21 protein-coding genes are annotated in these 26,942 nt (G+C 71.2%); 9 read left to right on the forward strand and 12 right to left on the reverse strand.

The features are described 5' to 3' along the window. Nucleotides 1-99 precede the first annotated feature (99 nt). Nucleotides 100-2,022 carry an FUSC family protein gene (locus ACWCQ6_RS01930; protein WP_451084816.1) on the forward strand — a complete coding sequence of 641 codons (1,923 nt, stop codon included), beginning with the start codon at nt 100-102 and terminating at the stop codon, nt 2,020-2,022. Between the two features lie 84 nt (nt 2,023-2,106). On the opposite strand, the gene ACWCQ6_RS01935 is transcribed toward ACWCQ6_RS01930, so the two are convergent. Then, nucleotides 2,107-2,508 (reverse strand): RNA-binding S4 domain-containing protein, encoded by a 402-nt coding sequence (locus ACWCQ6_RS01935; protein ID WP_451084817.1) that lies wholly within the window; start codon nt 2,506-2,508, stop codon nt 2,107-2,109. 29 nt (nt 2,509-2,537) lie between these two features. Beyond that, nucleotides 2,538-4,229 carry a hypothetical protein gene (locus ACWCQ6_RS01940; RefSeq protein ID WP_451084818.1) on the reverse strand — a complete coding sequence of 564 codons (1,692 nt, stop codon included), beginning with the start codon at nt 4,227-4,229 and terminating at the stop codon, nt 2,538-2,540. Nucleotides 4,230-4,540: 311 nt separating this feature from the next. Here ACWCQ6_RS01940 and ACWCQ6_RS01945 point away from each other — a divergent pair, with 311 nt between their 5' ends. Further along, complete coding sequence (locus ACWCQ6_RS01945; RefSeq protein ID WP_451084819.1) at nt 4,541-6,118, forward strand: VWA domain-containing protein; 1,578 nt, start codon at nt 4,541-4,543, stop codon at nt 6,116-6,118. Here the strand turns inward: ACWCQ6_RS01945 and ACWCQ6_RS01950 are convergent. Together ACWCQ6_RS01950 and ACWCQ6_RS01955 are read right to left on the reverse strand one after the other, a co-directional pair. Further along, nucleotides 6,052-7,263, reverse strand: a complete 1,212-nt coding sequence (locus ACWCQ6_RS01950; RefSeq protein ID WP_451084820.1) for a sensor histidine kinase — start codon at nt 7,261-7,263, stop codon at nt 6,052-6,054. The genes ACWCQ6_RS01945 and ACWCQ6_RS01950 overlap by 67 nt on opposite strands. Continuing rightward, nucleotides 7,260-7,913, reverse strand: coding sequence for a response regulator transcription factor (locus ACWCQ6_RS01955; protein ID WP_451084944.1), 654 nt, complete (start codon nt 7,911-7,913; stop codon nt 7,260-7,262). Before ACWCQ6_RS01955 ends, ACWCQ6_RS01950 begins: the two co-directional genes overlap by 4 nt. A 529-nt stretch (nt 7,914-8,442) precedes the next feature. Between ACWCQ6_RS01955 and metG the strand changes: the two genes are divergently transcribed. Further along, nucleotides 8,443-10,056, forward strand: coding sequence for a methionine--tRNA ligase (metG, locus tag ACWCQ6_RS01960; protein WP_451084821.1), 1,614 nt, complete (start codon nt 8,443-8,445; stop codon nt 10,054-10,056). A 178-nt stretch (nt 10,057-10,234) separates the two neighbouring features. Here the strand turns inward: metG and ACWCQ6_RS01965 are convergent, their stop codons facing one another. The 4 genes from ACWCQ6_RS01965 to ACWCQ6_RS01980 form a co-directional block, all read right to left on the reverse strand. Further along, entirely contained in the window at nt 10,235-11,062 is an 828-nt protein-coding gene (locus tag ACWCQ6_RS01965; protein WP_451084822.1) for a L,D-transpeptidase family protein, read from the reverse strand. 259 nt (nt 11,063-11,321) lie between these two features. Continuing rightward, nucleotides 11,322-11,813 carry a GerMN domain-containing protein gene (locus ACWCQ6_RS01970; protein WP_451084823.1) on the reverse strand — a complete coding sequence of 164 codons (492 nt, stop codon included), beginning with the start codon at nt 11,811-11,813 and terminating at the stop codon, nt 11,322-11,324. Next, nucleotides 11,810-13,321 (reverse strand): ATP-binding protein, encoded by a 1,512-nt coding sequence (locus ACWCQ6_RS01975; RefSeq protein WP_451084824.1) that lies wholly within the window; start codon nt 13,319-13,321, stop codon nt 11,810-11,812. The genes ACWCQ6_RS01970 and ACWCQ6_RS01975 overlap by 4 nt, the downstream gene beginning before the upstream one ends. Beyond that, nucleotides 13,318-14,013: a response regulator gene (locus tag ACWCQ6_RS01980; RefSeq protein WP_451084825.1), complete on the reverse strand. Its 696-nt coding sequence runs from the start codon at nt 14,011-14,013 to the stop codon at nt 13,318-13,320. Before ACWCQ6_RS01980 ends, ACWCQ6_RS01975 begins: the two co-directional genes overlap by 4 nt. Before the next feature lie 134 nt (nt 14,014-14,147). Between ACWCQ6_RS01980 and ACWCQ6_RS01985 the strand changes: the two genes are divergently transcribed. From ACWCQ6_RS01985 to ACWCQ6_RS02000, 4 genes are read left to right on the forward strand one after another with little or no spacing between them, the layout of a single operon-like run. After that, on the forward strand, nt 14,148-14,825 hold the full coding sequence (locus ACWCQ6_RS01985) for a hypothetical protein (protein ID WP_451084826.1): 678 nt from the start codon (nt 14,148-14,150) through the stop codon (nt 14,823-14,825). Beyond that, nucleotides 14,822-15,895: a peptidoglycan-binding domain-containing protein gene (locus ACWCQ6_RS01990; protein WP_451084827.1), complete on the forward strand. Its 1,074-nt coding sequence runs from the start codon at nt 14,822-14,824 to the stop codon at nt 15,893-15,895. The genes ACWCQ6_RS01985 and ACWCQ6_RS01990 overlap by 4 nt, the downstream gene beginning before the upstream one ends. After that, nucleotides 15,892-16,611 (forward strand): ABC transporter ATP-binding protein, encoded by a 720-nt coding sequence (locus ACWCQ6_RS01995; protein WP_451084828.1) that lies wholly within the window; start codon nt 15,892-15,894, stop codon nt 16,609-16,611. Before ACWCQ6_RS01990 ends, ACWCQ6_RS01995 begins: the two co-directional genes overlap by 4 nt. After that, on the forward strand, nt 16,608-17,801 hold the full coding sequence (locus ACWCQ6_RS02000; RefSeq protein WP_451084829.1) for an ABC transporter permease: 1,194 nt from the start codon (nt 16,608-16,610) through the stop codon (nt 17,799-17,801). The genes ACWCQ6_RS01995 and ACWCQ6_RS02000 overlap by 4 nt, the downstream gene beginning before the upstream one ends. A gap of 104 nt (nt 17,802-17,905) precedes the next feature. Here the strand turns inward: ACWCQ6_RS02000 and aspS are convergent, their stop codons facing one another. After that, nucleotides 17,906-19,723, reverse strand: a complete 1,818-nt coding sequence (aspS, locus tag ACWCQ6_RS02005; RefSeq protein ID WP_451084830.1) for an aspartate--tRNA ligase — start codon at nt 19,721-19,723, stop codon at nt 17,906-17,908. A gap of 216 nt (nt 19,724-19,939) precedes the next feature. Between aspS and ACWCQ6_RS02010 the strand changes: the two genes are divergently transcribed. After that, nucleotides 19,940-22,084, forward strand: a complete 2,145-nt coding sequence (locus tag ACWCQ6_RS02010; protein ID WP_451084831.1) for an ATP-binding SpoIIE family protein phosphatase — start codon at nt 19,940-19,942, stop codon at nt 22,082-22,084. A gap of 9 nt (nt 22,085-22,093) precedes the next feature. Here ACWCQ6_RS02010 and ACWCQ6_RS02015 read toward each other — a convergent pair whose 3' ends face one another. From ACWCQ6_RS02015 to ACWCQ6_RS02025, 3 genes are all read right to left on the reverse strand, one after another. Continuing rightward, nucleotides 22,094-23,179 (reverse strand): AI-2E family transporter, encoded by a 1,086-nt coding sequence (locus ACWCQ6_RS02015; protein WP_451084832.1) that lies wholly within the window; start codon nt 23,177-23,179, stop codon nt 22,094-22,096. Between the two features lie 84 nt (nt 23,180-23,263). Further along, nucleotides 23,264-24,220, reverse strand: coding sequence for a pirin family protein (locus ACWCQ6_RS02020; RefSeq protein WP_451084833.1), 957 nt, complete (start codon nt 24,218-24,220; stop codon nt 23,264-23,266). A gap of 141 nt (nt 24,221-24,361) precedes the next feature. Continuing rightward, on the reverse strand, nt 24,362-24,802 hold the full coding sequence (locus ACWCQ6_RS02025) for an SseB family protein (RefSeq protein WP_451084834.1): 441 nt from the start codon (nt 24,800-24,802) through the stop codon (nt 24,362-24,364). A 172-nt stretch (nt 24,803-24,974) separates the two neighbouring features. Between ACWCQ6_RS02025 and ACWCQ6_RS02030 the strand changes: the two genes are divergently transcribed. Next, entirely contained in the window at nt 24,975-26,801 is a 1,827-nt protein-coding gene (locus ACWCQ6_RS02030) for an acyl-CoA dehydrogenase (protein ID WP_451084835.1), read from the forward strand. Nucleotides 26,802-26,942: the final 141 nt, after the last annotated feature.

The raw sequence follows: 26,942 nt of genomic DNA on the forward strand, positions 1-26,942 counted from the left end.
GGCTGCGTACCGTTGAAGTACGGCTCGACCAGTGCCGGGACCCGCACGATTCAAGGGGACGCGTTGACCGATACGGAGGCCGCAACCGGACGACGACGCGTGACGCCACCCCCTTGGCTGCTGAGCGGGCTGCGCCCGCAGTCGTCCACGCCCATCGCCTGGGCGGCGGTCGTGCGCGCCTCCGTCTCCCTGGCCACCCCGCTCGCCGTCGGCTTCGCACTGGATCGGCCCGCGTACGGCGCGCTCGTCTCCATGGGGGCACTCTCCGGCGTCATCGGCGACACCGCCGACGCGTACCGGATGCGCATCATCAACATCGCCGTACCGCAGTTCTTCGGCGCGCTCGGCATCATGCTCGGCACGCTGGTGTACGGAACCGGCTGGGTCGCCGTCGCCGCACTGACCCTGGTCGGCCTGGTCTCCGGAATGATGTCGACGATCGGCGCTGTCGCCTCCGTCTCCGGGCTGCTGCTCCTGCTCAACGCGGTGGTCGGCGCCGGACTCCCGATGCCGGAACCCTGGTGGGTGGCGCCGCTGCTGCTCACGGTCGGCGGATTGTTCGTCCTCACCCTGACCCTGCTGGCCTGGCCGCTGCGCCGGAAGCTCCCGGAGCGGGTCGCGGTCGCGAACACCTATCTCGCGGTCGCCGACCTGCTCGCCGCCGCGGGCACCGACGCGTACGACAAACAGCGGCACGCCGTCACCCAGTCACTCAACACGTCCTACGACCTGATCCTGGCCCGCCGGGCCCGCTACCACGGCCGCAGCAACGCCATGGTGCGGCTGCTCGCCCAGCTCAATGTCGTCATCCCGCTCGTCGAGGCGGCCCCCGCCGTCCATGTGCGCCGGTGCCCGCTCCCCGACGAGATCCCCGCGGCGGTGCGCGAACTGGCCGCCGCCGTGGAGGAGAGCCGCACCGGCCGCCCCGAACTCACCCTGCCCGCACCGGACTCACCCGCCACCCGGGCCGTGGACAGCGCCCTGCGGCACGCGGCGGTCGTCGTGCACAAGGCCGACCCCGACCCGTACAACGTCGACGACCGGCTCGGCCGCCCCGCCGTGCTCGGGGTACGGATCCGGCGGGCCACCCGCGACGTGCTGTTCTCCGGGGCCTCCTGGCGCTACGGGCTGCGCCTGGCCCTGTGCATCGGCCTGGCCCAGGCGCTCACCTCGCTGATCCCGGTGCCGCGCTCCTACTGGGTCGCGCTGACCGTCACGTTCGTCCTCAAGCCGGACTTCGGTTCGGTGTTCTCGCGGGCCGTGCTGCGTGCGGTGGGCACCGCGGCCGGTCTCGTGATCGCCGCACCGGTGCTCGCCGCGGTGCCGGTCGGCTGGTGGGACGTGCCGGTGATGGTGGTGCTCGCCGCGCTGATCCCGGCGCTGACGGCGAAGGGCTACGCCTTCCAGACCGCGGCCATCACCCCGGTCATCCTGCTCCTGTCCGACCTGCTGAACCATCAGGGCTTCCAGCTGATCTGGCCGCGGTTCCTGGACAGCCTGATCGGCTGCGCGATCGTGCTGGTGGCGGGCTATCTGCTGTGGCCGGAGAGCTGGCACGTACGGATCGGCCACCGGCTCGCGGACGCGGTGGCGGACACCGCCGACTACGTGGCGTACGCCTTCGAGCCGGGCCGCTCCGGCGACCGGGCGGAACGGGTGCGGGCCCGGCGCCGGCTCTACCGCGATCTGTCGGTCGTGCGTTCCGAATTCCAGCGCGCACTGACGGAGCCGCCCCCGGTCGGCACCCGGGCCGCCGCCTGGTGGCCGCTGGTCGTCGCGGCCGAACGCATCGTGGACGCGACGACGGCGGCCCGGGTCCGTGTCAACCACGGAGCACCCGAGCCGCCGCCGGCGGAGGTCGCGGCGATACGGCGGCAGCTGCGGGAGCTGGCCGACGGGATCAGGGCGAGCGAGGTCCTGGTGGGGGTGCGCGCCGAACTTCCGGGCGACGAGGAGGGCGTACTGGCTCCGCTGCGCCAGGAAGTGGCGGCGGCACGGGCGATCGCCTCGCCCCAGCCGTAGCGGGGCCGCCGGACCGTCGGGCGGTCCGTTGGGGCCGGCGGTGCGTTGGGGGCGGCGGTGCGTTGGGGGCGGCCCCGCGGCGCCTCAGCCCGTGGGACCGGCCCCGCGCAGCCGGTCCATCTCGCGCCGGTCCCGCTTCGTCGGCCGCCCCGCGCCCCGGTCCCGGACCGGAACCTGGATCGCCGCCTCGCGCGGCGGCGGGGGCGGGCTGTTGTCGATGAAGCACTCCGCCGCGACCGGAGGGCCGACCCTCTTCTTGACGATCTTCGACACGACCACGATCCGGTCGCGGCTGGCGTGCCGGAGCCGTACCTCGTCGCCGACGCGCAACGCCTGGGCGGGCTTGGCGCGCTCACCGGCGACCTTCACATGACCCGCGCGGCAGGCGGCAGCGGCCTGCGAACGGGTCTTCGTCAGCCGGACCGACCAGATCCAGACGTCGACCCGAACGCTGCCCTCCGCCTGCGGCGCCTCACCGGAAACCATGCATCCGACTGTAGGGCCTGTCCGGCGGATCAGCCGAAGTCGCTGATCACTTCCGACATGTTGTAGCTGTACACCTCGCGCTTGCACGCCCCGCACCTGCTCGGCGCGTGCTCGCTGAGCGACCACAGCTGCGGCGCGAAGCCGTCACCGCGCCCGTGCGCGAGGTACAGGTCCTCGGGCCCGAACGACGACTCCAGCGTCTTCGTGTTGCCGACGAGCTGGGACGTTCCGTCGACGATGCCGGGCGTGGCCTGGAGCAGCCGGCCGTTGTCGTAGCCGTTGCTGCGGTGGAAGTACCACTTGCCCTCGTAGCGCATGACGCCCTGGATCTTGTGCCACAGGGCCTCGTTGCCGAACGTGGCACCGGTCGGCAGACCGTAGGCCAGGTCGGCATCGGCGGCGGTGCCGGTCGCACCCTCGACCGCGGCGGTCAGCGCGGTCATCGGGTAGGTGCCGACGCGACCGGGGCTCGTGCCGCCGTTGTTGGTGTTGCAGTACTCACCGAGCACCATGTGGTCGGTGTCGGTGCGGTCCAGCGAGATGTACGAGGCCTTCGGGCGACCGGTGGCGTAGCACTGGTTCCCGCTGGTGGTCCCGCCGTTCTTCGCCGTGGTGAACTTCAGCGTGGCGACCTGCGGCATGACGTAGCGGTAGCCGTAGCCGTACCAGACGTTGTTCTGCCGGCCGATCCGCTTCTTGTCCACGACGTTGCTGACCAGGCCGTCCGGCGTCGGGTCGTCGACATCGGCGTTGTTGTCCGGGTTGAGGTCCATGATCTTGCGCAGGTCGAAGACCCGCATGCCGTTGGCGGTGTCGGCGACGTACAGGTAGTTGCCGTACCAGACCATCCCACCGGCGTGGATGCCGTTCTGCGCGGCACAGGCGGACGTCACCTCGGTGAGGCACTTGCCCTCGCGCGCGTGCAGCGCGTCGAAGGAGATGTGGTCCTTGGAGTTGATGTACGGCCAGACCAGCAGCACATGGCGGTACATCTTGGTGGCCTGGTTGAAGAAGCTGACCCGGATGCCCTTTTCGTTGCAGGCGTCCGCCGCCGGGCTCAGGAGGCAGTTTCCGCTGCCGGAGGCGTAGTCGCTGCGGCCCGGGTTCTCCGCGTCGTAACCGGCCACGGCGATCGGCTCGGCGTTGGACGTGCCCCAGTCCTCGTCCTCCTGCGCGTCCGAGACGCCGGTGATGGCCTGCGGTACCCACTCCGAGGAGGTGGCGTCGTCGCTCTTCCAGCAGACCCGGTGGTTGACCGCCAGATCGGGGCCGTAGATCCCGGCGGCTCCGCAGGCTCCCTCCCAGTCGGCGGGCCGATTGGCCTGTTCCATCAGCTCGGTGAGGCCCTGCTTGGGCAGCGCGTCGTCCAGCTTGGTGACGAGCCCGGAGATGTCGGTGCCCTTCGCCAGCTTGAAGTCGGCGGCCCGGCCGGGAACGGGGGCGGCGAGCTCGGAGACGCCCGGGGCGGCGGAGGGGGACGGATCACCCGTTGCGGTTCCGGTACCGGCGAAGTCGTCCTGCTCGCCTTCGGATTCATTGTCGAAGCCGTCGTCCGGCATACCCTCGTTGCCCGGCACGGGTTCGTCGGCGGCCCGCGTCGCGGACGGCGGGGCGGAGGCCGGAGCGGCGGCGGCGCCGGCTGCCGGAACGAGGCCGGAAAGCATCGCCCCTGCCGCGACGGCACAGGCGGCAAAGCATGTTCTGCGGGATGGTTTTCCCATGGGGAGCCCTTCTTGACAACGCGCGCGGAAAACGGACAACGGTGTGCCTGACTTTGCGTCAGGCACACCGTTCGTTCACGCTAGAAGGCAACTCAGGACCGAGTGCGCACATTTGAACGACGTACATCAGGCCCGCACGGCATGCGCACAGGACTCGTTCGGGGATCGGTTCCGGCTCAGTTCTCACACGGGCGGGCCGCACCACCGAAGGGCCGGATCCGGCCGCTAACCTTACGTATCCGCCCTGGCCAGGGATCAATTCCCGCAGGTCGGACATTTCTCGCACCCAACTCACGCGAAAGGCCTCGCCCATGGGCATTCGGAGCTTGCTGCGCAAGGTGTTCGGCCGTGACCGCGCGGAGCAGGACGCGCCGACGGCCACGGTCCCGCCCCAGACCGAACGCACCGCGCCCGCGGAGTCGGAGCCGGTCAAGGCGACGAGGACGGCGACGGCGGACGAGCCGGCCGCGGAGCCGGCCGCGGAGCCGGCCCCGGCCCCCAAGGCCTCGGTCCCGGCCCCTGCCTCTCCCCGGTCCGTCGAAAGCAGCGGTCTGGCCTCGGACCTGGTGGCGGCCGCCTTCGACAAGCCGTCCATCCCCACGGTCCCGGCGCAGGGTTCGGCCCCGAAGCCGGAGTCGACGGAGCCGGAGGCGACAGCGGAGCCGGAGGAGCCGAAGGCAGAGGAGCCGAAGGCAGAGGTCGTGGAGGCTGCGGAGGCGGAGGCCGCGGAGGCTGCGGAGGCGCCCGCCGAGGCGGAGCCGTCCGTCGCTGAGGCGGAGCCGGAGCCCGAGTCGGCCAAGGCCGAGGTCGAGGCCGAGGTCGAGGTCGAGGTCGAGCCCACACCGGAGCCCGAACCGGAACCGGCCAACGCCGAGGCCGAAGCCGAGGCCGAAGCAGAACCCACGCCCGAGCCCGAGCCGGCCGAGGCCAAGGCCGAGGCGGAGCCCGCACCGGAGCCCGAGGCCGAGGCCAAGGTCGAAGCAGAACCCGAGGCCGAAGCAGAACCCACGCCCGAGCCCGAGCCCGAGCCGGCCTACGCCAAGGCCGAGGCCGAAACGGAGCCCGAGGCCCCCGCCGCGCCGGAGGCACAGCCCTCCCCCGCAGAGCCCGAGGCACAGGCGGAGCCCGAGCCCGCCCCCGAAGCGACCCCGGCCCCGGCCCCCGCGTCCGCATCCACCCCCGTATCCACCCCCACCCCCAAGCCCGCCGTCACCCTCGCCCGGGTCAAGTCGCGTGCTCCCGGGCTCGTCGACGCGTACAAGGCCGCCCAGGCCGGGCTGAAGGCCCACGGGCTGACCGGGCTGCGGGCCACCGTCTACCTGGTCCTCGACCGCTCCGGCTCCATGCGGCCGTTCTACAAGGACGGCAGCGCCCAGCACCTGGGCGACCGCACCGTCGCACTCGCCGCGCACCTGGACGAGGACGCGACCGTCCCCGTCGTCTTCTTCTCGACGGACATCGACGGCACCGGCACGGTCGGCCTAGCCGACCACGAGGGCCGGATCGACGAGCTGAACGCGGGCCTCGGCCGCCTCGGCCGTACGAACTACCAGCGCGCCGTCGAAGAGGTCGTCGCGCACTACGAGAAGTCCGCGGCGACCGGCCCCGCCCTGGTGATCTTCCAGACGGACGGCCCGCCGGACGCCAAGCAGGCCGCCAGGCAGGCGCTGGCCGACGCGGCGCGGCTGCCGCTGTTCTTCCAGTTCGTCGCGTTCGGCGACGAGGACGCCAAGGGCTTCGACTTCCTGCGCAAGCTGGACGCCCCGAACGCCGGGTTCTTCCACGCGGGCCCCGCGCCCCGGGAGGTCGCGGACACCACGTTCTACCGCGAGGTCCTCGCCGCGCTCCCCGCGTGGGTCGAGGCCCGCGACACCGCGGCCGGCGCCTGATCCACCGGCAGCCGTACGGTCACGGCGAGCCCGCCCCCGGGGCCCGGCACCGCCGTGACCGTACCGCCGTGCGCGACGGCGATGGAGCGCACGATCGAGAGGCCGAGCCCCGATCCCCGCCCCATCCGGTCCTTGCCCTCACCCCGCCGGAACGGCTCGAACAGCCCGGGGATGTCCTCCGCGTCCACCACGGGCCCGGTGTTGCGCACCTCCAGCAGCGCCCCGCTGCCGGCCGTCACCAGTGCCACGTCCACCGTCCCGTCCGGCACGTTGTACGTGACGGCGTTGGCCAGCAGATTCGCCACCAGTTGCGCGAGCAGCATCCGGTTCCCCCGCACCGTGCAGAAGTGGGTGTCGGCCCGCACGCCCGGGTGCCGGGCCGTCTCCTCCGCCACCACCTGCGCGAGGTCCACCGTCTCCCGTTCGCCCTCGGCGAGCCCGCGCTCGCTGCGGGCCAGGACCAGCAGACCCTCGATGAGCCGCTCGCTGCGCCGGTTGTTGTCCAGGAGCGTCTGCCGGGTCCGTACGAGATCCTTCGGGGACGGGTCGTCCAGACCGATCTGGATCGCGGCCCGCTGGGTGGCGAGCGGGGTCCGCAGCTCGTGGGAGGCGTTGGCGATGAACCGCCGCTGGCTGTCGAAGGCCTTCTCCAGCCGGGCCAGCAGCTCGTCGAGCGTGTCACCGAGCTCCTTCAGCTCGTCGTCCGGCCCGCTGGACGCGATCCGCTCGTGCAGATTGTGCTCGGAGAGCCGGCGCGCCTTCGCGGTCATGGCATGGACGGGGCGCAGCACCCGCCCCGCGGTCCACCAGCCCACCCCGACCGCGCAGGCGGTCATGACGAGCAGCGAGGCCGCGGACCACACGAGCAGCTGGTGCCCGGCCGCGTCGCTGACGTTATCGGTGAGGTCGTAGACGGTGGGCGGCCCCAGACTGTGCCGGGTGACCAGCGGACCGTTCACCGCGTAGCCGGGCTGGACGACCGCGGCCGTGCGGGCGATGTCGCGCGCCTGGGAGTCCGTACCGGCGCGGGAGGCGAGATTGACGGTGACGAGCAGCGCCGTGCCGAGAACCAGGAACACGCCGCCGTACACGAGCGCGATCCGGGTGCGGATCCTGGAGTGCGGCACCTGCGTGAGGCGCCTCACAGGGCGTACCCCACGCCTTGCATCGTACGGATCAGCGCCGGTTCGCCGAGTTTCCCGCGGAGCTTGCTCATGCAGACGCGGACCGCGCCGGTGAAGGGATCGGCGTTGGCGTCCCAGGCCCGCTCCAGCAGCTCCTCGGCGCTGACGGTCCCGCCGTCGGCCTCCAGCAGCAGCTGGAGCACGGTGAACTCCTTCGGCGAGAGATCCAGCTCCCGCCCGTCCCGCGAGGCGGTGCGCCGTACGGTGTCGAGCCGGATGCCGTGCCGTTCCAGCTGCGGCGGCACGGGGCGGGCGCTGCGCCGCCGCAACGCCCGTACTCGCGACACCAGCTCGGGGAACTCGAAGGGTTTGCCCAGGTAGTCGTCGGCGCCGAGGTCGAGTCCGGCGACCCGGTCCTCCATGGAGCCGGCGGCGGTGAGCATCAGGATCCTGGTCCGGGAGCCGGAGGCGACGAGGCCGCGCGCCACGTCGTCGCCGTGCACCCGCGGCAGGTCGCGGTCGAGGACGACGACGTCGTAGTCGTGCAACCCCAGGTAGGCGAGGGCGGCGTCACCGCTGTACACCGTGTCGACGGCGAACCCGGCCCGCCGCAGCCCGGTGGCGACCAGCTCCGCCAGGATCTCCTCGTCCTCGGCGACCAGTACCCGCATCGTGATGTCCCCTGCCTCGTACACGCGTGTCCACTCCCTCCCAGGATGCGTCTTTGCTACGGGAAGGGATGTTTCGCAAAGGTCTCCGCGGCCCCCGGTCACCGGGCTTCCGGCACCGTCTGCGGCCTCAACCGCGTTACGTACGCAGGGTGTTGCGACCAGGGTGAGCGGGGGCACAAGGTGACCGGTTCCACAGACGGCGCCGGCCGGCTCGGCCTGGCGGACGCCCTCGCTCCGTTGAGCTCCCGGGTGGCTGTCGCGCTCCCGGATGGCCGAGTCGCAGCGCGGGGCCCGGCGTTCCGGGATCCGTTTCGGTGGCCGTGCTGCTTCGCCCGGTGAGGGCCCCTTCCGGAACTGCCGTTCCGGCCCTGTCGGCGGCACCGTGCTCCCGCTCGTCCCTGGCCCGGCCGGGGACGTGGACAGTCCCGTCTTCCCGGTCCACGCGGAGGACCCCTTCCTCCCCCGGTCCGGGGGAGGCCGACCGTAATCGGGGTGAGTCGATCTTCCGCAGGCCGTTAGGATTTCGACCATGGCGGCCACTGGATCCGAGAAGCAAGGGGGCGACGGCGTGAAGAATTTCTACGTGTCGACCCCCATTTACTACGTCAACGACGCTCCTCACCTGGGCCACGCCTACACGACCGTCGCAGGCGACGTGCTCACGCGCTGGCACCGCCAGCGCGGCGAGAAGGTGTGGTACCTCACCGGCACGGACGAGCACGGTCAGAAGATCATGCGCACTGCCGAGGCGAACGGCGTCACGCCCCAGGAATGGTGCGACAAGCTCGTCGAGGAGGCATGGAAGCCCCTCTGGGAGCACCTGAACATCGGACACGACGACTTCATCCGTACGACGGAGAAGCGGCACACCGACCGGGTGCAGGAGTTCGTGCAGGACCTGTACGACAAGGGTGAGATCTACAAGGGCGGCTACGAGGGCCCGTACTGCGTGGGCTGCGAGGAGTACAAGCTCCCCGGCGACCTCGTGGAGGGCGAGAACGGCGTCAAGCTGTGCCCGATCCACAAGAAGCCGGTGGAGATCCTCAAGGAGGAGAACTACTTCTTCAAGCTGAGCGCCTACGGCCCGAAGCTGATGGAGTTCTACGCGAACAACCCGGGCTTCATCCAGCCCGAGTCCGCCCGCAACGAGGTCGTGAACTTCGTCAAGCAGGGCCTTCAGGACCTCTCCATCTCCCGCTCGACCTTCGACTGGGGCGTCCCGGTGCCGTGGGACGAGAAGCACGTCATCTACGTGTGGGTCGACGCCCTGCTGAACTACGCCACGGCGGTCGGCTACGGCGCCGACCAGGAGAAGTTCGACGGGACGTTCCCCGCCGATGTGCACCTGGTGGGCAAGGACATCCTCCGCTTCCACGCGGTGATCTGGCCCGCGATGCTGATGGCGCAGGGTCTGCCGCTGCCGGGCCGGATCGCGGCCAACGGCTGGCTGATGGTCGGCGGCGAGAAGATGTCGAAGTCGAACCTGACGGGCATCAAGCCGCAGGACCTGACCTCGCACTTCGGCGTGGACGCGTACCGCTGGTACTTCCTGCGCGCCATCGCGTTCGGCAGCGACGGCTCGTTCTCCTGGGAGGACTTCTCGGCCCGCTACACCTCCGAGCTCGCCAACGACTACGGCAACCTCGCCTCGCGCGTCGCGGCCATGGTCGGCAAGTACTTCGGCGGGGCGCTCCCGGAGGCCACCGCATCGGGTGAGGCCGAGCAGGCGGTCCAGGAGGGTCTGGCGAAGGCCGTCGCCGCGGCCGACCAGAAGATCGGCGAGGAGCTGGACTTCCAGGCCGGCATCCTGGCGATCTTCGACTTCGTGAAGCAGGTCAACGGCTACATCACGGAGCAGGAGCCCTGGAAGGTCGCCAAGGACACCACCCCCGAGGGCCAGGCCCGCCTCGCGACGATCCTCTACACGGCCGCCGAGTCGCTGCGCGGTGTCGCGGTCCTGCTGAACGCCGTGATGCCGGAGACCTCGCAGAAGCTGTGGGAGTCCCTGGGCGCCGAGGAGTCCCTGGGCGCCCTGGCCGACCAGCGCGTCCAGGAAGCGGGCAGCTGGGGCCGGCTCCCGGCGGGCGCGACGGTGACGAAGGGCGCGGTGCTGTTCCCGCGTCTGGAGGAGAAGCCCGCGTAAGCGGCTTTGACGTACTGCCGCGGCAGTACGTCAGGCGAAGGGCGGGACCGCGTATCGGGTCCCGCCCTTCGCCGTACTGCTGCGTGTGCTCCGCCCCGGGTCAGCGGACCCAGTTCTTCAGCGGCTCGGTGTCCAGTTCGAAGCCCACCGGGTCGGGCAGTTCGACGACGTATCCCGTTCACTGCTCCAGTGCCTCCGCGTCACCCATCACGACGACCGGGTTCTTCGCCGGGTCGAGGGTGCTCAGGAGTTCCCGCATCCGGTCCAGGGGGAGCGAGATGCAGCCCTGGGTCGGGCCGCCGTGGTCGACGTGGATCCAGATGCCGCCGCCGCGGTCCTGGCCGAGCGGGCGTTCGGGGTCAAGGGGGGTCACGCCGGGGGTCCGGTTGTAGTCGATGGCGACGACGTAGTCGAAGGACCCTTCGAGCGGCTCCCCGTCGAAGCCCTTGCCGCTCACCACGAACGCCGGGTTCCGGTCGTAGGGGAACGCCGTTTCGGGAGGGTCGAACAGGCCGCCCGCGTGCGTCAGCCCGTAGACCCCCACCGGGGTGCGGAGATCGTTCTCCCAGTGCTCGTCGGCCCAGCCGTTCAGCCCGTTGTGGGCCGGCCAGCGGGTCGTGACGGGCAGCCAGCCCAGGGCCGGGTTGTCGCGGGCGTAGAGGACCGCGGTGGACCGGCTGGAGTCGTAGCCGTCGCCGGTGACGACGAAGACCTGTTCGGCGGACGCCGGGATCGCGGCCCGGGTCTTCGGCCCGAGCGCGGGGATCTCGCGCGGCCGGACGACCGGCGCGTACGGCCCGGGGGCGGCCCGTCTCCGCATCCGCTCGGCCTGCGGGCCCGCGACACCGGCGGTGGCCGTGGCGCCCGCCCGGACGGCGGCGTCCTTGGCGGCGACGGTCTCGGAGGCGTCGCCGCACGCGGTGAGCAGCAGCAGCGCGGCGGCACAGGCACCGGCGTGGACGGCGTACGGGGGACGCCGGAGGGCCGACGGACGGAATACGGACACAGGAACTCCTCAGCAGTGGTGGGGTGACGGCCGCACAGGCGAGCTCCCCGTCACGCCTCCTGCCGCCGATCCCAGTTAACGCCGAGCCGCGCGAGCGCGAACCCGCACGGGGCCATACGGCTGTATCGACCGCCGGACACGCGCGCCGAAGCGGCCCGGAACCGTCTCGTGCGTGTAGGTTCCGGCCCTTCACCTCAGCGGGGCACGAAGGTCTGAGTACCGGTCAGGAATCGGTGCCGGTGCCGGTGCCGGTGACCGCTCACCCGTCGAGGAACTCCGCGCACCGGTAGGGGCCCAGCGCGGGGCCCTCGGACGGGCGCAGGGTGACCTCGACGTCGTCGGTCCTGACCTTCGGTTCCAGTACGGACTGGGCACGCGCCAGCGTGCACACCAGCTGACCCGTGCCCAGGTCGCGCCCCGACTCCTCGTAGACGCCGTCCAGCCACAACGTGACCCGGCTGCCCGAGCCGGTCGCCGAGTAGCCGCCGATATGGACGAGGGAGGTGAGCCCGCCCTGCTCGGCGGGCGGCGTCCTCATGGCGAGCAGCTTCAGCACGCTGTTGAGGTCGTCGAACTCCTGGTCGATCAGCGGGACCGCGCGCAGCCCGCCGGCCGACGCGTAGTACAGCCGCATGCCGCGCGTCAGCCCGGACGCGGGCTCGCCCGCGCCTATCACCCCGGTCGGCTGAACGCCGCAGCCCAGGAGTGCGGCCCCCAGTACGGCGACCGCGATGCCCTGTCGGAGCTTCACTCCGTGTCCCCTCCCGTACGTCGCAGGGGCAGCCGCAGGGTGAACACCGCGCCTCGCCCCGGCCCGTCCGCCGCGTCGATCGTGCCGCCGTGCAGGCGGGCGTTCTCCAGCGCGATCGCCATGCCCAGGCCGCTGCCCTGTCCGCTGTCGTCGGCCGCGCCGCGTGTGCGGGCCCTGTCCGCCTTGTAGAACCGGTCGAAGACCCGCTCCCCCGCCTCCGGCGGCAGCCCCGGACCGTGGTCGGCGACGGACAGCACCACCCGCTCGCCGTCCGCCGCGAGGGCCGTCGTGAGGGTCACGGTGACCGGCGGGGCGCCGTGCCGCAGCGCGTTGCCCACCAGGTTCGCGACGATCACGTCGATCCGGCGCCGGTCGACCACCGCCCGTACGCCCGCGTCGAGCTCCGTCCGTACCCGGTCCGTCCAGCCGCGCAGCGCCAGCGACGCCCGTACGGTGTCGGCGAGGTCGGTCTCCGCCGCGTTCAGCCGGGCCGCCCCGGCGTCGAAGCGGGAGATCTCCATCAGCTCCTCGACCAGCCGGGACAGCCGGGCCGTCTCCGCGCCGACGGTACGGGCCGCCCGCGCCGCGTCCGGCGGCAGCTGGTCGGCGTCCTCCTCCAGCACCGTCGCCACCATCGTCATCGCCGCGAGGGGCGTGCGCAGTTCGTGCGACACGTCCGCCACGAAGCGGCGCGCCTTCGCCTCCTGCTCGCGCAGATCCGCGTCGGAGGCCTGGAGCGCGTCGGCGGTCTCGTTGAACGTCCGTGCCAGGTCGGCGAGTTCGTCGCGCCCGGTGACGGCGACCCGGCTGCCGAGGTCCCCGGCCGCCAGTTCGCGGGTGGCCCGGCCCAGTTTCCGTACCGGGCGCAGCACCGTCCCCGCGGCCAGCAGCGCCAGGACGGCGGCCAGCAGCACCACCGGCACGATGCCCGCCCGTACGGAGTCCAGCAGGGCGGCCGTGTCGTCGCTCTCGGCCCGCAGATCGGTGATCGCGTAGACCTCCAGCCCGGAGGTGCTGCGGTCCCCGTCGGCGTACGTCACGGGCATGCCGACGACCAGATAGGGCTCGCCCCGCCACCGCACCCGCTGGAACTTGGTGTCGTCGCCGGTCATGACGGCGGTACGCAGCTCGACGGTGATCCGGGACGTGGTGTCGGCGAGCGAGTCGGAGACGGCGGAAAGGCCCTGGTAGCGGGCGACCACGATGTTCCCGCCGATGCCCTCGGACACCTTCGCCGCGAACCGGGACAGCGACCGCTGGTCGGGCGGTACGTCGAAGTCGGCGGCCACCGCACCGACCCGCTCCCGGAGGTCGTTCACGGCCGCGTTCTGGGTGCGCTGGAGGACGGCGGTGCGGGCGTCGCGGTAGGCGAGGGCGGTCGCGGTCACCGCGCTGACGAGGGCGACCACGACGAAGGTGACGACGAGCCGGGTGCGCAGCCCGCCGACGAGATGCCACGAGCGCCTCTTCGGGGCGGCGGGGCGCCCGGCGTGATCCGTACGGCTCACAGCGGCCCGAAGCGGTAGCCGAAGCCCCGCACCGTCTGGACGTAGCGGGGCTTGGACGGTACGTCCTCCAGCTTGGCGCGCAGCCGGCCGACCGCCGCGTCCACCAGCCGGGAGTCGCCCAGAAAGGTGTGGTCCCAGACGGATTCCAGGAGCTGTTCACGGCTGAAGACCCGGCAGGGAGAGGCCGAGAGCTCCAGCAGCAGCCGCAGCTCGGTGGGCGGCAGCGGAATGGGAGTGCCGTGCTTGGTGACGGTCAGTCCGGCGCGGTCGATCACCAGCCCGGCGAGGTCGGCACCGGCCCCCTGCGCCGGCAGGGACGGTTCCGTGCGCCGCAGCGCGGCCCGGATGCGGGCCTCCAGAACGGGGGCGGTGACCGGCTTGACGACGTAGTCGTCGGCACCCGCCTCCAGGCCCGTGACGATGTCCTGGTCGTCGCCGCGTGCGGTCAGCATGATGACCGGCAGGGTCGTTGAGCGGGCGCGGATGCGGCGGCACACCTCGAAGCCGTCCATGCCGGGCAGCATCAGGTCCAGCACGGCCAGTTCGACCCGGGCGCCCCGCTCCCCGTCCAGCAGGGCGAGGGCCTGCTCGCCGGTGGCGGCGATGTCCACGCCGTACCCGTGCCGGCGCAGCACGAGCTCCATCCCGTCCCGTACGGACGCGTCGTCCTCGATGAGCAACACATGCGGCATGGGCCGATTATGGGCACGCCCGGACCGTTGCCGTCCGCTGTGCACGGGGGCGGATGTGCAGGCCGGGGGCATTGTTACGTTCCCATCATGTGGCCATGGACGGGCCATCATCTGTGGCGGCGAGCGTGCCGCACATGACCTCCCCGAGAACGAAACACCGCGCCGAGGGCCGCCCGGCCCCCCGCGCCTCCGCCCGGCTGCGCCTGGCCGCCCTCGTGGCCCTGCCCGTACTCGCCCTCGCCGTCGGCTGCGGCGGCGGGGAGGACGGAGCGGGCGGTACGAAGAAGGACGAGGCGATCGCCGACGTACCGAGGACACCGACGGCCGGCACCACGAAGGACGCGGGCGGGCCGAGCGCCCCGCCCGCGGGCAAGAGCGCCTTCTACGACGCCCAGATGAAGTACGTCCAGTGCATGCGCGTCAAGGGCGGCTACAAGGACTTCCCCGACCCCAAGCTCAGCGGATATCTCGACTGGACGAAGATCGGGAAGATCGCCTCCCGGCCCGGTCAGAACGAGGCGTACAAGGGCGGGAAGAACCGGGTCTGCGTCCCCGAGTTGCAGGCCGCCATGAACGCCGAGCCCGAACGCGACGAGCAGAAGGCGTACGAGTCGATGCTCGCGCACGCCAAGTGCATGCGGGACAACGGCGTCTCCCGGTTCACCAACCCGACGATGAGCGGCGGCAACGCCCAGCCGGGCGGCGACCCGAACCCGGCGTCCCCGGTCCTCGACGTCGATTCGCCGGCGTACAAGAAGGCCCGCGAGGCCTGCCGGCCGAAGCTGATCGACAGTGTGGAAGGCATGCAGTGAAACGCCGCTCCGCACTCCTCGCCCTGGGTGCGGTGACCGTCGTCGCCGTCGTCGCCGGGGGCATCCTGTTCCTCGGCGACGACGGCGACGCGGGCGCCTCCGGGAAGGGTGGCGAGCTGCCGCCCGCCACCGCGACCGTCGTACGCACCGACCTCGTGCGGTCGAAGACGGTCGACGGCCGGCTCGACTTCGCGCAGCGCCGCGCCGTCAAGTCCGCCGTCGAGGGCACCGTCACGGTCGCCGCCCCCGAAGGAAAGACGCTGACCATGGGGCAGGCGCTGTACGAGCTGAACGACAAGCCCGTCACGCTCCTCTACGGGCCGGTCCCGATGTTCCGCGAGATGAAGACCGGCGACCGGGGCAGCGACGTGCTCCAGCTGGAGCGCAATCTGCGTGACCTGGGGTACGGGGCGGGGCTCTACGTCGACGTCCGGTACGACGAGGACACCGCGGCCGCCGTCGCGCGGTGGCAGAAGTCCCTCAACCGCGAGCCCACCGGCAGGGTCGGCAGGGGCGACGTCGTCTTCCAGCCCGGCCCGGTCAGGGTGGTCTCCGCCGACGCGGCGCTCGCCGACCAGGTCGGCCCGGACGGGCCGGTCCTGACGGTCGCCTCCACCAAGCCCGTCGTACGGGCTCAGCTCGACCAGACCGACGGCGCGCTCACCTCACGGGGCACCGAGGTCGAGGTCACCCTGCCGAGCGGGAAGACCGTGGCCGGTCACGTCGCCGGGACGGTGCGTCCCGAGGCGCCCGCAGGCGAGACGGTCGCCGAGGACGGCATCACGGTCGAGGTCGTGCTGGACGGCGGGGTGGGCGCCGCGTCCGGCGAGGACACCAAGGCACCGGCGAGCGTGAAGTTCGTCAGCGAGGCGCACAAGGGGGTCCTCGTGGTCCCCGTCGAGGCGGTCGTCGCGCTGCGCGGCGAGAACGGCGGCTACGGCCTCCAGGTCGTCGAGGGCGCCACGTCGAGGATGGTGCGGGTGGAGACGGGCATGACCGCCGACGGCCAGATCGAGGTCTCCGGACCGGATGTGCGCGAGGGCCTGAAGGTCGGAGTGCCGACGTCATGACCACGGCCCCGGTGATCGAACTGCGGGACGCCGGAAAGTCGTACCCCGGCGGCGTCCACGCCCTGCGCTCAGTGAGCCTCACCGTCGAGGAGGGCGAACTCGTCGCCGTCGTCGGCCCGTCCGGCTCCGGCAAGTCCACGATGCTCAACATCATGGGCACCCTCGACAAGCCCACCACCGGCACCGTCCGGATCGCCGGCTACGACGTGTCCGAGCTCTCCGACGCCCGGCTCTCCGCGCTGCGCGCCCGCCACATCGGCTTCGTCTTCCAGCACTTCCACCTGGCGGCGGGGCGCGACGCGGTGGACAACGTCGCCGACGGGCTGCTGTACGCGGGCGTCCCGTTGAAGGAACGGCGTGCCCGTGCGCGGGAGGCGCTCGCCAGGGTGCGGCTGGACCACCGCGGCTCGCACACACCGAACGAGCTGTCCGGCGGCGAGAAGCAGCGCGTGGCCATCGCCCGCGCCCTGGTGGGGGAGCCCCGGCTGCTGCTGGCCGACGAGCCGACCGGGGCGCTGGACACCGCATCCGGCGGGATCGTCATGGAGCTGCTGCACGAGCTGAACGCGTCCGGCACCACCGTCTGCGTGATCACCCACGACAACGAGATCGCGGACTCGCTGCCGCGCCGGGTCCGCTTCAGGGACGGCGAGATCGTCTCGGACCTGCGCTCCGGCGCTCTCCTCGACCCACGGATGCAGAAGGCCGGTTCATGAAGAGCGATCTCAGGCCCGCCCGCCTCTCCCCCCGCGACGTCCTGCGCGTCGGCGCGGTCGGCCTGCGCGCGCGGCGTGCGCGTGTGGTGCTCTCGGCGCTCGGCATCGCCATCGGCATCGCGACCGTGGTCGCGGTCGTCGGGCTGTCCGAGTCGAGCCGCGCGGACCTGATGGCCCGTCTCGACCGCCTCGGGACCAATCTGCTCACCGCCGAGGCGGGCAAGGACGCCATGGGGCAGGAGATCAAGCTCCCCAGGAACGCGGTCGCGATGGTCGAGCGCATCGGCCCGGTGCGGCACGCCACGGCCAGCGCCGACATCGACGCCCGCATCCGCCGCAGCGACGTGGTCCCCGAGGAGCGCACCGCGGGCGTCACCGCCCAAGCGGTCCGCGCCGACCTGCTCTCCGCGCTCGGCGGCGAGGTGGGCAAGGGCACCTGGCTGACCCCGGCCGGCGAACGCCTCCCGACGACGGTGCTCGGCGCGGTGGCCGCGCAGCGCCTCGGCGTCACCCGCACCGGCGAGACGATCATGATGAACGACACCCGCGTGGCCGTCGTCGGCATCCTCGAACCGCTCGAACTGGTCCCCAACCTGGACCGGGTGGCCATGGTCGGATTCCCCGCCGCCGAGCGCTACTTCGGCTTCGACGGCCATCCCACCACCGTCTTCGAGCGCTCCACGGACGTCTCGGTGACGGACGTACGGGCGATCCTGGCCCGCACCATCAGCCCCGGCGACGAGACGGGCATCAAGGTCTCCCGGCCCTCGGACGCGCTGGCCGCCAAGGCCGCCACCGACAAGGGCCTGACGACCCTGATGCTCGGCCTGGGCGCGGTGGCTCTCCTGGTCGGCGGTGTGGGCGTCGCCAACACCATGGTCATCTCCGTCCTGGAACGCCGCCAGGAGATCGGCCTGCGCCGCTCGCTGGGCGCGACCCGGGGTGCGATCCGGCTCCAGTTCCTGACCGAGTCGCTGCTGCTGTCGGCGCTGGGCGGGGTGACGGGCGCACTGCTGGGCGCGGCGACGACATACGGATTCGCGCGGTTCCAGGGGTGGACGGCGGTGGTCCCGCCCTGGTCACTGGCGGGCGGGCTGGCCGCCACGCTCCTGATCGGTGTGGTCGCGGGCCTCTACCCGGCGATCCGTGCCTCCCGCCTCCATCCGACGGTGGCCCTGAACGCGGCATGAGACGGCCCCGGACGTGAAACATCCCCCGGCCGGGGTCGGCCGGGGGATGTTTCACGTGGAACCGGAGCGGAAGCGGTGACGCCGCCCCCACTTGCCGGTCGGTCCTACTTCGCGCCGGTGTCCCTCGCCACGGAATCCTTGGCGCCCGCCTTTTCCTTCGCCGTCGCCACCGGCTTGCGGAGCTGGATGTTCAGCTCGCGCAGACGGGTCTCGTCCAGCTCCGTCGGGGCGCCCATCATCAGGTCCTGGGCGTTGCCGTTGAGCGGGAAGGCGATCGTCTCGCGGATGTTGGGCTCGTCGGCCAGCAGCATCACGATGCGGTCGACGCCCGGGGCGATGCCGCCGTGCGGCGGGGCACCGAGGCGGAAGGCGCGGAGCATGCCCGCGAACTCGTGCTCGACGGTCTCGCGGTCGTAACCGGCGATCTCGAAGGCCTTGAGCATCACGTCGGGCTCGTGGTTGCGGATGGCGCCGGAGGACAGCTCGATGCCGTTGCAGACGATGTCGTACTGCCAGGCGAGGATGTCCAGCGGGTCCTTCTCCTCCAGGTCCTTCATGCCGCCCTGGGGCATCGAGAAGGGGTTGTGGGAGAAGTCGATCTTGCCGGTTTCCTCGTCCTTCTCGTACATCGGGAAGTCGACGACCCAGCAGAACCGGAAGACGCCCTCCTCGAAGTGGCCGGCGCGCTTGGCGGCCTCGACGCGGACGGCGGACATGATCTTGGAGACCTCGTCGAACTCGCCCGCGCCGAAGAAGACGGCGTGGCCGGGGACGAGGGAGAGACGCTCGGTGAGGGTCTTGACGTCGGTCTCGGTGAGGAACTTGGCGATCGGTCCCGCCAGGGCGCCGTCCTCGCCGACCCGGACCCAGGCCAGGCCCTTGGCGCCGTGCTGGACGGCGTAGTCGCCGAGGCCGTCGAAGAACTTCCGGGACTGACCGGCGGTGTCCGGGACCGGGAGGGCGCGGACGTGCTTGCCGGCGAACGCCTTGAACTCCGAGTCGGCGAAGATGTCGGAGATGTCGACCAGTTCCAGCTTGGCGCGCAGGTCGGGCTTGTCGTTGCCGTACTTCAGCATCGACTCGCGGAACGGGATGCGCGGGAACGGCGAGGTGACGTGGCGGCCGTTGCCGAACTCCTCGAAGAGCTCGGTCATCAGCTTCTCGATCGGCCGGAAGACGTCCTCCTGCTCCACGAACGACATCTCGACATCGAGCTGGTAGAACTCGCCGGGCGAACGGTCCGCGCGGGCGTCCTCGTCGCGGAAGCACGGCGCGATCTGGAAGTAGCGGTCGAAGCCGGAGATCATCAGCAGCTGCTTGAACTGCTGCGGGGCCTGCGGCAGGGCGTAGAACTTGCCCGGGTTCAGACGGGACGGGACGACGAAGTCACGGGCGCCCTCGGGGGAGGTCGCGGTGAGGATCGGGGTCGCCATCTCGTTGAAGCCGAGGGCCACCATCTTGGCGCGGATGGCGGCGATGACCGCGGAGCGCAGCATGATGTTGCGGTGCATGCGCTCGCGGCGCAGGTCGAGGAAGCGGTACTCCAGGCGCCGCTCCTCGTTGACCCCGTCCTCGGTGTTGATCGTGAAGGGCAGCGGGCCGGCCTCGCCCAGCACCTCGACCTCGGTGACCTCGATCTCGATCTCGCCGGTCGGGAGCTCCGGGTTGACGTTGTCGGCGCCGCGCGCGGAGACCTTGCCGTCGATCCGTACGACGGTCTCCTTGGTGAGCTTCGCCAGCGCCTCGTTGCCGGGGGTGCCGGGGCGGGCGACGAGCTGCACCAGACCGTAGTGGTCGCGCAGATCGATGAAGAGGATGCCACCCAGGTCTCGGCGATTGTGCAGCCAGCCGCTCAGTCGGACGTCGGTGCCGACGTCAGAGGCGCGGAGCTCGCCGCAGGTGTGGGACCTGTACCGATGCATCGTCGTTCATCCAGTCTTCGCGATTCGGGGTGGATTCAGCCTCCCCAGGCTACCGCCCGCACCCGCACCGAATCATTTGACATTGACATTTCAAGATCATCCGGGCCCGGCGGACGGCCGCCGGGCCCGCCCCGACCCTCCCCGATCCCTCCCCCGAAGCTCCTGGGCGGCCGCCCTCGGTGGCGTTTACGGAGCAGATCTTCTTAAAGTGGGGCAATGCGCACCGAGGACGTCCTGGCCGCGACCGCGACCGGTCTGTGGCGCTGGGACAACGCAGCCGGGACCGTCACGCTCGATGCAGAGGCGGCCCGGCTGCTGGAGCTGCCCGCCGAGCCCGGTGTCTTCCGCGAGTCCGCGGTGCGTTCCCGGTTCCACCCCGTCGACTGGAACGAGATCTACGGGGTGGTGAATGTCGCACGTGCCGAGGGCACCCTCGCCGAGGCCCGGCTGCGGGTCGTGGACGGAAGCGGCCGGGTGCTGCGCATCGTGCGCAGCCGCGCCAGGCCACTCCTGGTCGAGACGCCGGACGGCACGAACTACGTACTGGTCGGCACCCTTCAGGAGGTCGCCGAGCCGCAGCCCGGCACCACCGGGGCGCACACCCCCATCACCGGGGACTGGCGCCGCTCCCGCGAGGCCTTCCTGCTGGACGCGGGCCGGGCGCTGGCCGAGGCCAGGTCGACCGCGGAGGTGCTGCGGGTCGCTGCCTCGCTGTCCATGCCGGGTTTCTCGCCGGACGGCCTGGCGGTCTTCGGCGTCGCGGGAGAGCGGCTGACGGTCATCGGGCACCACGGGCACAGCGCGGGCGACGAGGACCCGTTCGCCGACATGCCGCTGGAGACCGACTACCCGGCCGCCGAGGTGGTACGGACGGGGCGGGCGATCTATCTCCCGTCGCCCGACGACTACAGCCGCCGCTACCCGGTCACCTGGCCGCTCGCCAGCCGTTTCGGGCGCCGGTCCTGGGCCTTCCTGCCGCTGATCGTCGCGGGACACACCATGGGCGCCTGGATGGCCGGCTTCAAGCACCCGGTGTCGTTCTCGCCGGACGAGCGGTCCGTGCTGACGACCGTGGCGCGGATGCTCGCGCAGGCGCTGACCCGGGCCGGGGTAGCCGAGACCGAGCGGGAGCTGTCACTGGGACTCCAGCGCTCGATGATGCCGACGCTCGGCCCGGACATCCCGGGGATGACGGTCGCCGCACGCTACATCCCGACCGGCGGCGGCCTCCAGGTCGGCGGCGACTGGTACGACATGATCCCGCTCCCCAACGGCCGCATCGCCCTCGTCATCGGTGACGTCCAGGGCCACGACGTGCGGGCGGCCGGGCTGATGGGGCAGTTGCGGATCGCCCTGCGCGCGTACGCCTCCGAGGGGCACCGCCCGGACGCGGTGCTCTCGCGCGCCTCGCGCTTCCTCTCCGGGCTGACGGACACGTACGGGAGCGGGAAGGCGACCGAGCCGCGCTTCGCCACCTGTCTGTACGCGGAGGTCGACCCGGAGAGCGGCACGCTGGACATCGCGCGGGCCGGCCACCCCGACCCCGTGGTGACCACCGCCGACGGGACCGCGATGATCCGCCAGACCGAGGGCGGACTGCCGCTCGGCGTCGAGGAGGACGCCGACTATCCGACGAGCCGGCTCACCCTGGAACCCGGAGAAACGATCATGCTCTGCACGGACGGGCTGATCGAGACCGGGGGCCACGACCTGTTCTCCGGCTGGTACCGGCTGCGGCCCGTCCTGGAGCAGCACACCACCGACCTGGAGAAGCTCGCCGACGCCCTGGTCCAGGCCGTGCACGGGCCCACGTCGCACTACACGACGGGGCCGCTGGCGGACCGCCGGGAGGACGACATCGCGCTGCTCCTGCTCCGGTGCGACGGAAGGACCGGGCTCCGGCCGGCGCCGCGGCGCATCGCGCTGTCCATCGCGCAGGCCCAGCCGGAGCGGATCGCGGCGGCCCGGCAGCAGCTGCGGGACCTGCTGCACGACTGGGCCGATCCGGAGCAGGTCGACGCGGCGGTGCTGATGCTCTCCGAGATGGCCACCAATGTCCTCGTCCACACGGACGGGGACGCGTTGATGCTCGCGCAGGCGACGGGGGAGCAGGGCGAGCGGCAGCTGCGCGTGGAGGTGTCGGACGGCAGCGACGAGCTGCCGCACAAGCGGAGCCCCGGGGAGATGGCCTCCAGCGGCCGGGGCCTGGTGCTGATGGAGATGCTCGCCGACGCGTGGGGGGTGGATCCGCGGGGAGCGGGGAAGTCGATCTGGTTCGAGCTGAACGAGTCGGGGCCGGAGCGGCCGCAGGGGGTGGAAGCCGGAGCAGAGGCCGGGACGGAAGCCGGGGCGGAGGGCTGAACCGGGCCCTCAGGCCCCGGACGCGGCACCCGGCGGTTCGTCCCCGGACGACGGCCCCGGGCGGTCACCGCGCAGTTCGCCGAGCACACCGAAGGCCGCCGCGCAGACCGGGACCGCGAGCAGCATGCCCAGCAGCCCGGCCACACTGGCGCCCGCGGTGAGCGCGATCATGATCATGGCGGGGTGCATCTGCACCGTACGGCTCTGGATCATCGGCTGCAGGACATGGCCCTCCAGCACCTGAACGGCGAGCACGACCCCCAGCGCCCAGAGCGCGATCACGAACCCCCGGTCGGCGAACGCGACCAGGACCGCGACGGCGCCCGAGAGGAAGGCCCCGAGGTACGGGATGTAGGCACCGACGAAGACCAGCGCACCGAGCCCGACCGCACCGGGGACGCGCAGGATCAGCAGCCCGATGGTGATGCAGAAGGCGTCGATCAGCGCGATGAACGTGGTGCCCCGCATGAAGCCCTCGACGGCGTCGAAGGCCCGCCGCCCCATCGCCTCGACCAGTTCCCCGGTCCCGCGCGGGGCGATCGAATGGGCGAGCCGTGCGGCCCGGTCGGAGTCGCGCAGGAAGAAGAAGGTCAGCAGCAGGGCGAGGACGCTGGTGGCGATGAGCGAGCCGATCAGGCTGAGCCCGGAGAGCAGCCCGCCCGCGGCGCTCGCGCCGAACTTCTCGACGAGGTCCCGGGCGTTGGTCACCAGGTCGTCGACACTGGTGTTCTTGCCGATCCCGAAATGGTCGACGACCCACTGCGTGGTGTCCTTCAGCGACCGGATGATCTGGTCACCGGTGTCGACGAGCGCGGTGACGACGATGTACCCGGCGCCGCCGACCACCGCGACGAGCAGCACACAGGTGAGCCCCGCGGCGAGCGAGCGCTTCAGCCCGCGGTCGACCAGCCAGCGGTGCACCGGACCGAGCAGCGCCGTACCGAGCAGCGCGAGCAGCACGGGAGTGACCGCGGTCTTGAAGATGATGCACAGCCAGATGGCGACTGCGGCGACCCCGGTGACGAGGAGGACCACGCAGCACCAGGCAGCGACACGGCGTGCGCCGTCGGGCAGGAGGGGCTTCTGGTTCTGCACCCTCCCACCCAATCACGGCGCGGGTGCGATGTCCCGCTTGTGGGGCCTTATGAATGGCGGACTGTCACACTCTGGCCGGAGGTGTCACATTCCGTGGACGGCGGGCACGGTGCCGAGGCGGCCGGCCTGGAAGTCCTCGAAGGCCTGCTTCAGCTCGGCCTGGCTGTTCATCACGAACGGTCCGTAGTGCGCCATCGGCTCGCGGATCGGGCGGCCGCCGAGCAGCACGACCTCCAGGTCCGGGGCGTTGCCGTCCTGCTTCTCGTCCGCCCGGACGGTCAGCGCGGAACCGGCGCCGAAGACCGCGGTCTGCCCCATGTGGACGGGGCGGCGCTCCGCACCGGCGGTACCGCGGCCGGCCAGCACGTACGCGAGTCCGTTGAAGTCCTCGCGCCACGGCAGGGTCACCTCGGCGCCGGGGCGCACGGTGGCGTGGATCATCGTGATCGGGGTGTGGGTGATGCCGGGGCCCTCGTGCCCGTCGAGCTCACCGGCGATGACGCGGAGCAGCGCGCCGCCGTCGGGCGTGGTCAGCAGCTGGACCTGGCCGCCGCGGATGTCCTGGTAGCGGGGGGCCATCATCTTGTCGGCCTTGGGCAGGTTCACCCAGAGCTGGAGGCCGTGGAAGAGACCGCCGGACATGACCAGCGACTCCGGCGGCGCCTCGATGTGGAGCAGGCCCGAGCCGGCCGTCATCCACTGGGTGTCGCCGTTGGTGATGGTGCCGCCACCGCCCTGCGAGTCCTGGTGGTCGAAGATCCCGTCGATGATGTACGTGACGGTCTCGAAGCCACGGTGCGGGTGCCATGGAGTCCCTTTCGGCTCCCCGGGCTGATACTCCACCTCGCCCATCTGGTCCATCATGATGAACGGGTCGAGGTACTTGTAGTTGATCCCGGCGAACGCACGGCGAACCGGGAAGCCCTCGCCCTCGAATCCGCTCGGCGCCGTGGTGACGGCGAGCACGGGACGGTCCGCTGCGTCGCCCTTGGCGGCGACCTTGGGCAGGGTCAGCGGGTTTTCGACAGTCACTGCGGGCATCGGGGCCACCTCCGGGATCGTTCCGCCTTCAATTTAGTTGAATGGTGAACATCCCGCAAGGGTCATCCATTCCCCCGGCCGCCCCGAGCAACAGAAGGGGCCCGCACCGAGCGGTGCGGGCCCCTTGGGAAGGATCGAATCTCAGCCGTACATCCGGCGCATCGCGAAGTCGACCATCTGCTCCACGGCCTTCGCGTCGAAGACGATGCGGTGCTCGCCCTCCATGTCGAGGACGAAGCCGTAGCCGGTCGGCAGCAGGTCGATCACCTCGGCCCCGGTGATCACGAAGTACTTGGACTCCTTGCCCGCGTACAGCCGCAGCTCCTTGAGCGTGGTGAACATCGGGATCACCGGCTGCTGGGTGTTGTGCAGCGCCAGGAACCCGGGGTTGTCGCCGCGCGGGCAGTAGACCTTCGACGTCGCGAAGATCTGCTGGAAGTCCTCGGCGGACAGCGAACCGGTGGTGAAGGCCCGTACCGCGTCGCTCAGGGACGGCGGCGAGGGTTCGGGATACAGCGGCTGCTCGCCGTAGCCGCCACCCATCTGCTGCTGTGCACCCGGGTTCTGGTCGTAGCCGTACATAGCGCAAAGAGTAATCGGACACATCGGGGCCTTGAGGGGTTGCATCTTATTACTGGTGGGTAGCATCATCGGGAAAGGTCAGCTGATATGCGCACCGCCAGCTCGTCGCCCGCCCGGCCCACACCCCGTCCCGGGGCACTGCGCGCCACTGCTATTGATTACGGAGCCTTCCATGGGGCACTACAAGTCGAATCTCCGCGACATCGAGTTCAACCTCTTCGAGGTCCTCGGGCGCGACAAGACGTACGGCACCGGTCCGTTCGCCGAGATGGACGTCGAGACGGCGAAGAGCATCCTCGATGAGATCAACCGTCTCGCGGAGAACGAGCTGGCGGACTCCTTCGCGGACGCCGACCGCAACCCGCCGGTCTTCGACCCGGAGACCAGCACCGCGCCCGTCCCGGCGACCTTCAAGAAGTCGTACCAGGCGTTCATGGACTCCGAGTACTGGCGCCTGGGCCTGCCCGAGGAGATCGGCGGCACCACCTCGCCGCGCTCCCTGATCTGGAGCTACGCGGAACTGCTGCTCGGCTCGAACCCGGCCGTGTGGATGTACTCCTCCGGCCCGGCGTTCGCCGGCATCCTCTTCGAGGAGGGCAACGAGGCGCAGAAGAAGATCGCCGAGATCGCCGTCGAGAAGCAGTGGGGCTCGACGATGGTGCTGACCGAGCCGGACGCCGGCTCCGACGTCGGCGCGGGCCGCACGAAGGCCGTCGAGCAGGAGGACGGCTCCTGGCACATCGAGGGTGTGAAGCGCTTCATCACCTCGGGCGAGCACGACATGTCCGAGAACATCATCCACTACGTGCTGGCCCGCCCCGAGGGCGCCGGCCCCGGCACGAAGGGCCTCTCGCTCTTCATGGTCCCGAAGTTCCACTTCGACTGGACCACCGGCGAGCTGGGCGAGCGCAACGGCGTGTACGCGACGAACGTCGAGCACAAGATGGGCCTCAAGGCCTCCAACACCTGCGAGATGACCTTCGGCGACCAGCACCCCGCCAAGGGCTGGCTGATCGGCGACAAGCACGACGGCATCCGCCAGATGTTCCGCATCATCGAGTTCGCCCGCATGATGGTCGGCACGAAGGCCATCGCCACCCTGTCGACCGGCTACCTGAACGCGCTGGAGTACGCCAAGGAGCGCGTCCAGGGCACCGACCTGTCGCAGTTCATGGACAAGACCGCCCCCAAGGTCACCATCACGCACCACCCCGACGTGCGCCGCTCCCTCATGACGCAGAAGGCGTACGCGGAGGGCATGCGCTCCCTGGTGCTGTACACCGCCACCGTCCAGGACGCGATCCAGGAGAAGGAGGCCGCGGGCGAGGACGCGAAGGCGCTGCACGGCCTCAACGACCTGCTGCTCCCGATCGTGAAGGGCTACGGCTCCGAGAAGTCCTACGAGCAGCTGGCGCAGTCGCTCCAGACCTTCGGCGGCTCCGGGTACCTCCAGGAGTACCCGATCGAGCAGTACATCCGTGACGCCAAGATCGACACGTTGTACGAGGGCACGACGGCGATCCAGGGCCAGGACTTCTTCTTCCGGAAGATCGTCCGCGACCAGGGCGCCTCGCTGAACGCCCTCTCCGAGGAGATCAAGAAGTTCCTCTCCGGCGCCCAGGGCAACGAGGAGCTGGCCGGTGCGCTGGACTCGCTCGCCAAGGCGGCCGTGGACCTGGAGGCGATCGTCGGCACGATGATCGCCGGCCTCACCGCGACCGGCGAGGACGTCAAGAACATCTACAAGGTGGGCCTCAACACCACCCGCCTGCTGATGGCCTCCGGCGATGTCGTCGTCGGCTACCTGCTCCTCAAGGGCGCGGCCGTCGCGGCCGAGAAGCTGCCGACCGCCTCCGCGAAGGACGTCGCCTTCTACCAGGGCAAGATCGCCGCCGCGAAGTTCTTCGCCGCGAACGTCCTGCCGGGCGTCTCGACCGAGCGCGCGCTCGCCGAGTCCGTCGACAACTCGCTGATGGAGCTGGACGAGGCCGCGTTCTAGCCCCTCCCGTTCAAGATCGTCAACGGCACCGTCACCCGGACAGGATTTCGGGTGGCGGTGCTGTCGTCTCGGCTGGGTGGCTCCACCCCACCGCACCGGCCCTCTCTAGGATCGGACGTCCGGTAGCCGGAGGGGGCGGGT

The sequence above is a fragment of the Streptomyces sp. NPDC001880 genome, from assembly GCF_053594575.1.